General features: G+C 46.1%; 11 protein-coding genes. 6 read left to right on the top strand and 5 right to left on the bottom strand.

The window, feature by feature from the left end:
- Together RMO79_RS22920 and RMO79_RS22925 are read left to right on the top strand one after the other, a co-directional pair.
- Positions 1 to 246 (top strand): hypothetical protein (locus tag RMO79_RS22920; protein ID WP_310485579.1); only part of this gene is annotated, 246 nt, incomplete at its 5' end.
- 72 nt (positions 247 to 318) lie between these two features.
- Positions 319 to 2742, top strand: a complete 2424-nt coding sequence (locus RMO79_RS22925) for a phosphoketolase family protein (RefSeq protein WP_310485589.1) — start codon at positions 319 to 321, stop codon at positions 2740 to 2742.
- Positions 2743 to 2990: 248 nt separating this feature from the next.
- On the opposite strand, the gene RMO79_RS22930 is transcribed toward RMO79_RS22925, so the two are convergent.
- Both RMO79_RS22930 and RMO79_RS22935 read right to left on the bottom strand, forming a co-directional pair.
- Positions 2991 to 3143 carry a hypothetical protein gene (locus tag RMO79_RS22930; RefSeq protein WP_310485580.1) on the bottom strand — a complete coding sequence of 51 codons (153 nt, stop codon included), beginning with the start codon at positions 3141 to 3143 and terminating at the stop codon, positions 2991 to 2993.
- A 214-nt stretch (positions 3144 to 3357) separates the two neighbouring features.
- Positions 3358 to 4326: an aromatic ring-hydroxylating dioxygenase subunit alpha gene (locus RMO79_RS22935; protein WP_310485581.1), complete on the bottom strand. Its 969-nt coding sequence runs from the start codon at positions 4324 to 4326 to the stop codon at positions 3358 to 3360.
- Between the two features lie 84 nt (positions 4327 to 4410).
- Between RMO79_RS22935 and RMO79_RS22940 the strand changes: the two genes are divergently transcribed.
- The 3 genes from RMO79_RS22940 to RMO79_RS22950 all read left to right on the top strand — a co-directional run bounded on the left by RMO79_RS22940 (position 4411) and on the right by RMO79_RS22950 (position 7720).
- Entirely contained in the window at positions 4411 to 5739 is a 1329-nt protein-coding gene (locus RMO79_RS22940; protein WP_310485582.1) for a four-carbon acid sugar kinase family protein, read from the top strand.
- 173 nt (positions 5740 to 5912) lie between these two features.
- Positions 5913 to 7091, top strand: a complete 1179-nt coding sequence (locus RMO79_RS22945) for a citrate synthase (protein ID WP_310485583.1) — start codon at positions 5913 to 5915, stop codon at positions 7089 to 7091.
- Between the two features lie 92 nt (positions 7092 to 7183).
- Positions 7184 to 7720 (top strand): cofactor assembly of complex C subunit B, encoded by a 537-nt coding sequence (locus tag RMO79_RS22950; protein ID WP_310485584.1) that lies wholly within the window; start codon positions 7184 to 7186, stop codon positions 7718 to 7720.
- Positions 7721 to 7796: 76 nt separating this feature from the next.
- Here the strand turns inward: RMO79_RS22950 and RMO79_RS22955 are convergent, their stop codons facing one another.
- Complete coding sequence (locus RMO79_RS22955; RefSeq protein ID WP_310485585.1) at positions 7797 to 8123, bottom strand: DUF3155 domain-containing protein; 327 nt, start codon at positions 8121 to 8123, stop codon at positions 7797 to 7799.
- 616 nt (positions 8124 to 8739) lie between these two features.
- Here RMO79_RS22955 and RMO79_RS22960 point away from each other — a divergent pair.
- The gene (locus RMO79_RS22960) at positions 8740 to 10167 is read left to right on the top strand and encodes an ATP-binding protein (protein WP_310485586.1); all 1428 of its coding nucleotides are present in this window, start codon (positions 8740 to 8742) and stop codon (positions 10165 to 10167) included.
- A 109-nt stretch (positions 10168 to 10276) separates the two neighbouring features.
- On the opposite strand, the gene RMO79_RS22965 is transcribed toward RMO79_RS22960, so the two are convergent.
- The gene (locus tag RMO79_RS22965) at positions 10277 to 10936 is read right to left on the bottom strand and encodes a PEP-CTERM sorting domain-containing protein (protein WP_310485587.1); all 660 of its coding nucleotides are present in this window, start codon (positions 10934 to 10936) and stop codon (positions 10277 to 10279) included.
- A gap of 86 nt (positions 10937 to 11022) precedes the next feature.
- Positions 11023 to 12246: circadian clock protein KaiC (gene kaiC / locus RMO79_RS22970; RefSeq protein WP_310485588.1), on the bottom strand; the 1224-nt coding region annotated here is incomplete at its 5' end.

The following is a 12246-nucleotide window of genomic DNA, read 5'->3' on the forward strand; positions in this document are numbered from 1 at the left end:
CATCTGAGCCGACATAAATGTCGTCTAAAGGGTGAAAGAAACTTTGTTTGGGCACGCCCTAATTTCATGCTTCAACCCAATTTACAGATCCTTGCTCTGAGCCAGTTTCAGCTAAGTTCCTTAGAAGAGGCTACGCCAACGAGTTGCGGCGGGATGGGACCATCGAGTAAAATGGCGATCGACCGCGTTAAATCGGCACAGAGTACCCACTGGGATCGATCGAATTTGCAATCTATCTTTAGATAGATCTTGAGATCCTGCTAAAGGAGGTTGGCAACTGATGACAGCAGTAGTAGGGTGAAGAAGTTATCTGTGGAAATGATTGTGGTAAGTAGTATCCCAAAGATCGATCCAAATCTGACTTCAGCCTCGTCAACAGCTCTCAGCCCTTCAGAATTACATCAAATTCACGGCTTTTGGCGAGCTTGCAACTATTTAGCAGCGGGGATGATTTATCTTAAAGATAATCCCCTCCTGCGCGAACCGATCGCCTCCGATCAAATTAAAAATCGCTTATTAGGACACTGGGGTACCAGCCCTGGGTTGAGCTTTATTTACACTCATATCAACCGGATTATTAATAAATACGATCTGAACGCTATTTATATTACTGGCCCCGGACATGGTGCGCCCGGTGTGCTGGCTCCGGTTTATTTAGAGGGCAGTTATTCAGAAATTTATACCGATAAAACGGAAGATACCGAAGGGATGCTGGCGTTCTTTCGCCAGTTTTCTTTTCCAGGCGGCATCGGTAGTCACTGTACGCCCGAAACTCCCGGCTCGATTCATGAAGGGGGTGAACTGGGCTATAGTATTTCCCATGCTTATGGTGCGGTATTCGACAATCCCGATTTAATTAGTATTGCGGTTATTGGCGATGGTGAAGCTGAAACTGGGCCGTTAGCCACCGCTTGGCATTCTAATAAATTCCTCGATCCGCGTCGGGATGGGGTGGTGTTGCCGATTCTGCATCTGAATGGTTATAAAATTAATAATCCGACGGTGTTGGCGCGGATTAGCCATGAGGAATTAGAACGGTTATTGCAAGGTTATGGTTATACGCCCTACTTTGTGGAGGGGGAAGACTACGATACCATGCACCAGACAATGGCGGCGATACTCGATCGCTGTGTGGCAGATATTCAGGCTTTACAAGCACGTGCGCGTCAGGATGGCGATACTACACGTCCATTGTATCCGGCGATCGTCCTCCGCTCTCCCAAGGGTTGGACGTGCCCTAAAGAGCTAGATGGGCATAAGTTAGAAGGCTCCTGGAGATCGCATCAAGTCCCACTCAAGGAAGTCAAACAGCGTCCCGAACAGCTCCAAATGTTATCGGACTGGCTGCACAGTTACCATCCCGAAGAATTATTCGACGATGGCGGGAAATTGCGATCGGAGTTCCGAGCAGTCGCGCCGCAAGGTGCCAAACGGATGGGGAGTAGCCCTCATGCGAATGGTGGTCTGATTCGCAAGGTATTGCGGTTGCCAGATTTTCGGAACTATGGGGTCGATGTAGCTATCCCCGGACAGATGCTCGTTTCAAATACTCAACCTTTGGGGGTATTTATGCGAGATATCATCCGCGCTAATCCCGATAATTTTCGGCTATTCGGGCCGGATGAGACGGCTTCTAATCAGCTTCAGATGGTGTATGAGGCGACTAAAAAGGTGTGGTGGGGCAATTACCTCCCAGAGGATGCTGATGGGGCTGAACTAGCCCCAGACGGTCGGGTGATGGAAATTCTCAGCGAACATACCTTGGAAGGCTGGCTGGAGGGCTATCTGTTGACGGGCAGACATGGTTTATTCTCGACTTATGAGGCTTTCGTCCACGTTATCGATTCGATGTTCAACCAACATGCGAAGTGGTTGGAAATTTCGCGCAAATTAACGTGGCGGGGGGATATTTCTTCGTTGAATTTGTTGATTACTTCGACTGTGTGGCGACAGGATCATAATGGTTTCAGCCATCAAGATCCGGGCTTTTTAGATGTCGTTGCTAATAAGAGTACGGAGGTGGTGCGAATTTATTTACCACCGGATGTGAATTGTTTGCTGGCGATTTCCAATCTGTGTTTTAAGAGTACCAATCAGATTAATACGATCGTCGCTGATAAGCAGCCGCATTTGCAATATTTAAGCATGAATGCGGCGATCGCTCATTGTACTAAAGGGCTGGGGATTTGGGAATGGGCTTGTACCGATCGAGGTGTGGAACCGGATGTAGTTATCGCTTGTGCTGGCGATATTCCGACTCAAGAGGCTCTGGCGGCTGTGGCGATTTTACATGCCGAATTTCCCGATCTTAAAATTCGGTTTATTAATGTTGTCGATTTACTCGCACTCCAACCGCCGAGCGAATATCCGCATGGTTTGAGCGACCGCGATTTTGATGGTTTGTTTACAACTAATAAACCGATTATTTTCAATTTCCACGGTTATCCCTGGTTGATTCATCGCCTCACTTACCGCCGCACCAACCACGACAATTTGCACGTTCGCGGTTATAAGGAAAAAGGGAATATTAATACACCAATGGAATTAGCCATAAATAATCAAATCGATCGGTTTAGTATTGCCATTGATGCGATCGATCGGGTAGCTAAATTGCAAATTGCGGGGGCGCATACTAAAGAGAAGTTGAAAAATCGTCAAATCGAATGCCGTCAATATGCCTATACTCATGGTGTAGATCTACCAGCAGTGATGAATTGGCAATGGCAAAACTTTAACGAGTAAATACTAGCAGATCCCCGACTTCTTTGAGAAGTCGGGGATCTTGTTGCTTGTTGCTTGTTGAATTGCAAGTCGATCGATTAGTATCATACCTAAAATCTTTCAGGCCGTTTTCACGGATTTTTGCGATCTCCTGTCATTTATCTACAGGTACAGACGCAACAATTTTTTAACTACTTAATTGGTATTCTCTAGAGCTACCTGGTAATAACGCGATTGCAACTTTAGAAGCTCCAAAGATTAAACTAGATTTAGATTGTCATTAGCACCATCGACTGAGATCGATGTAAGATCTCAACTGGGTAATTGACACCGATTTCAACTGTTTTTGGTTGTGGCTTGATTTGGATATTTAAGTACAACGCGCAGGCGATCGCGACCGCCAAGAATACTTTTTCTAACATACTTATACACCCTCCTTGGTTTACATGTTATTGCTTACTTGCTTATCTTGTTAGCCCAATTATGGCACAGTAGCTCGATCGAACTGTAATCTATGTCACCAAAATACACGATCCGATCTGCCGATTTGCGGGTAAAGCAATGCTGGAGGGGAATTATCTAGAACTATTAAGTAATAGTGTATTTTTGCTGATAATCACCAATCTGTGTTGAGTGCTAAATAGATTTCTGTTGGCGAAGTTTACGATACTGCAACTGAAGTCCATCGGCGGGGACGAATAGTTCGGCGGTAAGATCGGGCGGGATTAATTGCGGACGCTGTGATTCGACAATTGGTTTATCTTGCTCGAAGATCTTCATGGTGCGACGATCTGTATCACTGTCAGCCCATTTTCCGGTAAAAAAGCTGCAAAAATTCATCCATTTACTCACGGTAGTATAGAGATCGATCGGGACGTTTGCAGTCCAAATTGTTAATTGTCCGAATGGCAAATAAACTTCTAAAAATGTCAGATTGGGCAATACAAATCCGGTGCGAGTTTTAATCGGCGCGCGTTCGCCTCTGACTAAAAATTTCCATAAGCCTTTGGGTGGAGTGGCGGCTAAACTGACAGTAGCACAGGCACCATTGGGATAATTCTCGATCGCTAATTCGGCAATTTCGGGAAGATCGGGGTTACCGAAAGATCCTGAATGAACGAATGGAGCGTGGGCAAAATCTAAGCCATTTTCGATGACACGTTCGTAGTTAGCATTCCAATTAAATTTACCTTGAATCGATCGCAATTTACCCGCTGCTACTTCTGGGAAATTGGGCAGATCTGTTAATTCTCCTGGTTCTCCATTACCTAAAAATAGCCACACCCATCCGTATTTTTCTCGGATTGGATAAGTCTGCATTTTGGCAGCTTTAGGAATAGCCACTAGCGGTGAATTTGCTGGGATTTTAATACAATTACCATCCGATCGATAGTGCCAGCCATGATAAGGGCAAACGATACAATCATCTTTGACAATACCATTGACAAGTGCCGCACCGCGATGAATACAAGTATTATCGATCTCCTGAATGCCACCGTCGGTAGTGCGGTACGATACTATTTCTCGATCGAGTATTTTAATTAATTTCGGAGTAGTAGAAATCAGATTGCTAAACTCGACAGCGTACCAGGAATTATCGAACATGCGATTGGATTTAAGCAGTGCTAGAGTGAAGGATTAGCGATATTATTGATGACACAGGCAAATTTCGGCGAATAATAACTAACTATGACAATTCAACCTAAAATCATTGTCCTCGATGACGACCCCACTGGGTCGCAAACAGTTCATAGTTGCCTGCTATTGACTCAGTGGGATGTGCCGACATTGAAACTAGGGTTGAGCGATAGCGTGCCCATTTTCTTTATTCTGACAAATACGCGGGCGATGACACCAGCTCAAGCCGCCGCAGTGACGCAAGAAGTTTGTCAAAATTTGAAGACGGCAATCTCCGAGCTGAATTTTACTAACTTTTTAGTAGTAAGTCGATCGGATTCTACCCTGCGCGGACATTACCCGATCGAAACCGATGTCATTGCGGCGGAATTAGGCGGCTTTGACGCGCATTTCTTAATGCCAGCCTTTTTTGAAGGTGGTAGAATTACCCGCGATAGCATTCATTATCTAGTAGTCGATGGAGTCGAAACCCCCGTTCACAAAACCGAATTTGCCCGCGATTCGGTATTTGCCTACAGCCATAGTTATTTACCCGATTACGTTGCCGAAAAAACTCATGGTCGAATTCCCGCCGATCGCGTGGTACAATTCTTGCTTGCAGAAGTTCGCAGTGGTAGTCTAGAGCGACTGATGCAATTAGAGCGCAATCGATGTTGCGTTGTCGATGGCGAGCAACAGTCAGATTTCGACAAGTTTGCGGTTGATATTCTCACGGCTGTCAGTCAGGGTAAGAAATTTCTGTTCCGCAGCGGTGCGAGTATTCTGACTTCTTTAGCTAATTTAGGCTCTCAACCGATTCCCGCCGCCGAGATGTTTAAATACGTCCGCGATGGCAAACCCGGTGCGGTAATTATCGGTTCCCACGTCCAAAAAACCACCGAGCAATTAACCCAACTCCTCCAGGCTCCCGGAATTGTCGGTGTCGAAATCGATGTCTCCCAACTCTTAGGCGATAATGCTACCATTAGAGCCGGATTGCTGGCATCGATCGTCGATCGCATTAATAGCATCCATGCTGCTGGCGATACCCCGGCAATTTATACCAGTCGCCAAGAACTTTCCTTCGATAGCATCCAAATCCGCCTCCAATTTGGCGAAGCGGTATCTGCGCTCCTAATGGACGTTATTTGCGACCTACCGCCCGATCTTGGCTTTTTGATTAGCAAAGGCGGAATCACATCTAACGACACCCTCAGCAAGGGATTAGCCCTCTCTGTCGCCCGATCGATCGGTCAGATCCTCCCCGGTTGTTCGGCAATTGTCACGCCACCCACCCACCCCCAATTCCCCAATCTCCCCGTCATCCTCTTCCCCGGCAACGTCGGCGACGCAGATGCGTTGGCTACTGCTTATTTACGATTGGTGGGGGATAGGGGATAGGCTTTAGGCTTTAGGTTTTAGGGATAAAGGGTAAAGGAAATCTCCCCGTCCCCCCGTCTCCCAGTCTCGCAGTCCCCCCGTCCCCCAGTCCCCCCGTCTCCCATCTCCCAACTCCCATCTCCCATCTCCCCTAACAAGCTATGATGAATCATGCTAACTAATTCATCAATGTTATGACAGAAGGCGATCGCAAACCTGAATACAGACCTGGATTAGAAGGAGTTCCTGCTGCCAAATCCAGCATTAGTTATGTTGGCATTCAAGTCAACGAGCGTGGGGAGAAAGAAGGCGTTCTAGAATATCGCAGTATTCCCGTTCAATCGCTTGCCAAACACAGTAACTTCCTCGAAACAGCCTTCTTACTAATTTGGGGTAGATTACCAACTCACTCCGAACTGACAGAATTTTCGACAGAGATTTATTCTCATCGCCGGATTAAGTATCGGATTAAAGACATGATGAAATGTTTTCCCGAAACCGGACATCCGATGGATGCACTCCAAGCATCAGCCGCTGCGTTAGGCTTATTTTATTCGCGGCATACATTACCCAATCCCGAATACGTCAGTCAAGCCATCATTAGATTGCTGGCAAAAATCCCGACGATGGTAGCCGCATTTCAACTAATGCGGAAAGGTAACGATGCTGTATTACCACGCGACGATTTAGATTATGCTGCCAACTTTCTATATATGTTGACAGAAAAAGAACCAGATCCGATCGTGGCAAAAGTCATGGATGTGTGTCTGATTCTCCATGCGGAACACACGATGAATGCTTCGACATTTTCCGCGCGGGTGACGGCTTCGACGCTCGCAGATCCTTACACAGTGATTGCCTCGTCCGTCGGTACGCTGGCAGGCCCTCTGCATGGTGGGGCGAATGAGGAAGTCATCCTAATGCTCGAAAAGATCGGTTCTGTCGCCAATGTGCGTCCATATGTCGAGCAATGTTTAGAAAAAGATCCCAAGCATAAGTTTATGGGCTTCGGGCATCGGGTTTATAAAGGTGTCAAAGATCCGCGTGCGACTATTCTTCAAGAGTTAGCCGAGGAACTGTTCCAAAAATTTGGCGAAGATCCCTACTATGATATCGCTCTAGAATTGGAGCGCGTGTTAGAAGAATATTTGGGCACGCGCGGGATTTACCCTAATGTCGATTATTATTCTGGATTGGTTTACCGGAAAATGGGCATCCCCGCCGATTTATTTACGCCAGTATTTGCCATCGCACGAGTAGCTGGCTGGCTGGCACACTGGAACGAGCAACTCCAAGAAAATCGGATCTTCCGTCCTACTCAAATTTACACGGGTTCGCACCAACAGCCTTATGTGTCGATCGAGAATAGATAGTAATTTTAGTGGATAGTGGATAGTGGATAGTCAGTCGGTTGACATCCGATTCACTATCGACACCAGCTATCTGTCAATATTTGTACTCATTCATGAATAATCCCGTTCTGACTTCTACATTCATCCTCACCATCCTACTGGCGATCGGACTGTTTTTCTTTATTCGGGCTTCGACTAAAGATCGCATCGAGCAAATGGTACTCGAAAGTAACGACTCAGAAGCTGTCTTATTACCCCAGCTCGATGCCTATTTTACCGAACGCGCCTATAAGGTGGCTTCAGTCGATCGAGATACCGAAATCGTCACGTTTGAGGGTATAGTACGTCCTAGTATCTTTCTCACCGTGCTGCTGACTGGTTTGGCGGCAATCGGGGCAATGTGTCTAGCTCTAGTCTTATCGATGGTATTACCCGATGCTGGGGCAGCCTTATTTGGGTTGCTGCTGGTAGCTCCCCTTGCTGGCTGGTTTTATTGGCAAGGCTCGGCGCGCACCGAGCAAGTTCGCCTGAAAGTCGAATCCCCAAGCAATCCGCCAGCCGCAACGACAATTAAAATTAGCGGACATCGGGACGAATTAGCCGTATTTCAAGAGACACTGAAATTAAGTACCCGCGAGGAGATAGAATAGAAAAGCACTCCAACGTCATCGTTTTGGAGTGCTTACTCATGAATATAGAGATCTTTGTTTGCAGAAAGTCAGTTAACTAGTAAGTACTGCTGCCAACAGTTACTAGGTGCTGACTTTCTGTTTCTGGCTCTAGCGATCGTAGACTAGGAAAGAGGAAATGGTTTTCTTCGACGTATTGTGCGCCGAATAATCCTTTCTCTGCCCAGAAATATCGATCTGTCGTGTGTTCGTTGCGTTTCACCAGCAATAGAGCTGGTGGTGATATCCCCTCGGATAAGATGTACTTCCGTGCGGCAGTAACAGGTTTATCTTCGCCACTTTCAATGCTGAACTGTGGCACCTGTTCTAAAATTCTCCGCCCTTCTTGCCGTCTCCGACTTTTCCGTTTACGTCTTCTAGCCAACCGCCTTACCTCCTCTTTGGTGCAGACAGATGTAATGCCTGTTACAAAAGCCGTCGCTATTCTATCCGCTCTATCCTAAAAACTCAACCCCCCTCTAAATTACCTCTTAATCTGCTCAAAGCCAGCAATATAAAGAAAAAATAAAGTTAGGTAGGTCATTTAACGATCGCAAATTTTAATAAATGTAATAAATCTTAACTAAATCGAGAGTTTGACTCCAACGCAGTGCTGCTGTCGCTAAATCATGCCGATCGTGCCAAAATAAACTAATAGCAACTAGTAACGCAAGTTGCTAGTTATAACCAAGGTTAAAGATATGGGTATTAGGTATTGGGTATTAGCGATGGGATAAAACCTAAAGCCTAATAGCTGTCTTGAAAAGGTGCTCTACTTGCGGCGCACTTTTGGACGGGTTCCCCGTCAAAATAAGTGCGACAGCGACGCATCGACTGGGAGGGAACCTCCCAGTCGATGCGTCAAGACAAGACAGGGGAAACCCCTGTTCCCGCACTTTTCGCTAAAACCTAACACCCATATCACTAAAAACCCATAACTAGCAACTTGGATTAGTAGCTACGGCTACGACAAACAACCCATCACCAGCACCCCAACCATCGTGTCTACCGCTGCGAGTTCCGAATTCATGTCTTTGTGTCGCGCACAGTTACGGCTGCTCGCTGAAGGCTTGGGGGCGACAGCGAGTATCGTGTACATTACCGAAGAACTTGAAGGTGGTGGGGAATCAAAATTATTACCAGTGGTGGTTTATCCCGAAACTGAGCTAGTCTGGTCGGAGATGATGACTCAGATTGCCGAACGTTCGCCCATCACCCCGTCAGCGGCGGGAGCTAGCTCGATTTACCCGCCAGAGCGGATTAATAAAGACTCCCAACCGAAATCTACCCTTCGAGTACCGCAACTTGGCTTTCCACAATTAGCCAGCAACAAAGATGCCAGCGTCACCACCCTCGCACCACCACCAGCCGTTAGCAGCGACGAGGCGCGCCCCAAACGCCATCAATTGCTACTGCCGTTAGTTTCCGATGGCACGATAGTCGGATTGCTGGTAACGACGCGAGAAACCCAGCCTTGGAACGCTACAGAGCAAACTGAAATTCAACATATCGCCCAAACGATCGCTTTTGCTGGTATTCTCGATCGCAAGCAAAATTGGTTATCTCAACAACTCCAACAGCAGCAAAAAATTCAAATCCAGCAGCGAGATCTCTTGCATAATTTATTACACCAACTCCGCAACCCGCTCACGGCAATTCGGACGTTTGGCAAGTTATTAATCAAACGCCTTCAGCCAGAAGATCCCCATAGAGGTTTTGCCAATAGTATCGTCCGCGAAAGCGATCGATTGCAAGAATTATTACAACATTTAGAAAGTGCGATCGACGTTCCTTTAATTACAACAACTCGTACCGATAAATTGAAACCGCTACCTGCCAGCGAGGATGAACCGTCATCCCAGAGTGCTAATTTATTATTACCCGATGCCGCTTTTAGAATTGAATCTTGTCAGCTAACCGACGTACTCGATCCCTTAATTTCTTCTGCTGATGCGATCGCACAAGAACGAGATTTGAATTTTTATACGCATATTTCCCGCGATTTACCATTAGTTCAAGCTCATCCCGCTGCATTACGAGAAGTGTTGAGCAATCTAATTGATAATGCCTTAAAATATACGCCCGCTGGTGGAGAAGTCGATGTCGATGTAGAGTTGACAAATGTGCCACCAGAGCAGTTAAAGATAGACTCAAACGAGTCAGCAGAAATCGAACAGTCTTATCTCCAAATCTGTATTCGCGATACGGGATTGGGTATTCCTCCCCAAGATTTAGAAAAATTATTTACCCGTCATTATCGCGGCGTACAAGCGCAAGGTAGCATCGCCGGAACCGGATTGGGACTAGCGATCGCTAAAGAATTAGTCACGCACATGCATGGTAAAATCGAAGTCAGTAGTCCACCACCAGGTAGCGATCGTGGTACGGAATTTATCTTGTGGTTACAATTGGTAAGCAATCCTGAGTAAACTGCCATCCAGCCACAATCGGCTGAGTTATGGCTAGAAATATCAAAAAAAACACCCCTTTAGGGGCGGTTAACTGGATACTGACAAGTTTATTACCAAACAGATTTTCTTAGCAATTGTCTTCAGTAGATAGAGATCGATCTTGGGCAAGCTTCATTTTACGCTTGGAATACACGCCAAAACCAAATGCGGCTAGAGTACCGAGGATAGTCGCTGGTTCGGGAACCTGCGTGATAGTTGGGTTGCCAGGAAATGCATTAGTAATAGTATTTGTATAACTTCCAAAATTCCCATTGAGAGCACCAGTTGTGACAAAGAAATAATTAACGTTCGCTGTGAGGGCTACGTTGTTAAATCCAGACAAGCTAGTAGTAGAAAAGTTATTATTGCCAATTATGACATTATTGAGTGGACTCGCCGGATTAAAACCACCTTGATACAGAAAAGTATTATTATTAAATCCGACGGTGGTAGACGTGCTTAGGAAATTATAGTTTCCAGGAGTATCGACAGTAAATGCAAAAACATTGTATGGAACTGCTGTCGCTCCAGAAAGACCACTTACAACATTCGATGCATCTGCGTTAGGTCGGTTCCACGTAGGAGCGCCTGTCGTATTGCCAGAAAAGGTCAGAGTAGTCGCTTGTACGCTCGGTGCAAAGGAAAACAGCATTGGCAGTCCCAACGCAAGGCTAGCCCCAGCGAAGATGGCTTTGTTTGTCAACATGGGTAAATCGGGCGGGTAGTAAATTACTACGGATAGTACCATGTGTTTAGCACGATCGCAACAAATACGTGATGGATATTTAGAGTTGGCAAATAGTACGATTCGAGCTTTTATCCATAACCAAACATTTATTCATTAGATTTATCGCTTACTGCACGCACGATCCGCGAAAGTTCATATTTTTCATCTACAGAAATTCGACTGGGAGAACCGCTAATAATTCCCTCGTAATTACGGAACGAATCTTTAATTTCCGCACCATCCTTGCTAATCGTGTATTCGTGAATGCCCTTATCGTGCCAAGAGCCGCGCATTTTAAAGACATTGAGCGCGCGTGCCATTTCGCCACGAATCTCGACATATTGGAGCATTAAAATCGTGTCGGTAATCGTCGAAATATGGGAATCTGTAATCGAATTAGCTCCTATAAATTGGTCGGAAGTGTTTGTGAAAAAGCCCGTAATTTCTTCTTGCTTGGCGTAACCAGTTACCCCAATTACAAATTGCCTAAACGAGTTATTACTCACGCCGCGTGACAAAGCTGAGAGCGAATCGATCGCAATTCGATCGGGTTTAAATTCGGCAATTTCCGACTTAATTGTTTGTAAATGATCTTCTAATCCCGCCGACTCTGGATAGGTACACAAAATTTTGAGGAGTCCTTGTTTTTCCAACTCTTCAAAATCGATCCCCCACGAAGAAGCATTCCGAGATAACTGCGCGCGTGACTCTTCATAGGCAAATAAAATCGCCCGTTCTCCTGCCAAACAAGCTTCCTGAATAAATTTGCTTACTAGTAAGGTTTTCCCCGTCCCAGTGGCTCCCGTTGCCAAAATAATCGAGTCCTTGAAATAGCCCCCTCCACACATCACATCTAACGCTTTGACCCCAGATGATACCCGTACGTTAGAAGACTTCTGGGTGAGCCGCATTGCCCCTAATGGGAAGATATTGATGCCATGATTGGTGATCGTAAATGGATACTCGCCCTTCATGTGCGTCGTACCCCGCAATTTGAGAATTTCAATAGTCCGGCGACGACGTTCGCCTTCTAATACATTCCGAACGATCGCGACATTATCCGAGACAAATTCTTCGACACCAAATCGCGCCACTGGGCCGTATTCTTCCACCCGCTCGGTGGTCATAATGGTGGTCGCACCCATTTGTTTGAGTCGTGCTACCAGCCTAAAAATCTCGCGCCTAACTACAGAGGCTGCGTCGTATTGTTGAAAAATTGCTGTGACCGAATCGATCGACACCCGCTTGGCTTTATACTTAACAAATGCATATTGAATCCGCTCGATTAAGGCAGACAAATCGAAACTGCCGACTACTTCTTGTCCTTCGGG

Source organism: Chamaesiphon sp. VAR_48_metabat_403 (assembly GCF_031422475.1).
Taxonomy (GTDB): domain Bacteria; phylum Cyanobacteriota; class Cyanobacteriia; order Cyanobacteriales; family Chamaesiphonaceae; genus Chamaesiphon.

Coding starts and splice junctions, on each gene's coding strand:
- RMO79_RS22930 (WP_310485580.1), bottom strand. CDS start 3,143: ATGTTAGAAAAAGTATTCTTGGCGGTCGCGATCGCCTGCGCGTTGTAC.
- RMO79_RS22965 (WP_310485587.1), bottom strand. CDS start 10,936: ATGGTACTATCCGTAGTAATTTACTACCCGCCCGATTTACCCATGTTG.
- RMO79_RS22925 (WP_310485589.1), top strand. CDS start 319: ATGATTGTGGTAAGTAGTATCCCAAAGATCGATCCAAATCTGACTTCA.
- RMO79_RS22945 (WP_310485583.1), top strand. CDS start 5,913: ATGACAGAAGGCGATCGCAAACCTGAATACAGACCTGGATTAGAAGGA.
- RMO79_RS22950 (WP_310485584.1), top strand. CDS start 7,184: ATGAATAATCCCGTTCTGACTTCTACATTCATCCTCACCATCCTACTG.
- RMO79_RS22935 (WP_310485581.1), bottom strand. CDS start 4,326: ATGTTCGATAATTCCTGGTACGCTGTCGAGTTTAGCAATCTGATTTCT.
- RMO79_RS22940 (WP_310485582.1), top strand. CDS start 4,411: ATGACAATTCAACCTAAAATCATTGTCCTCGATGACGACCCCACTGGG.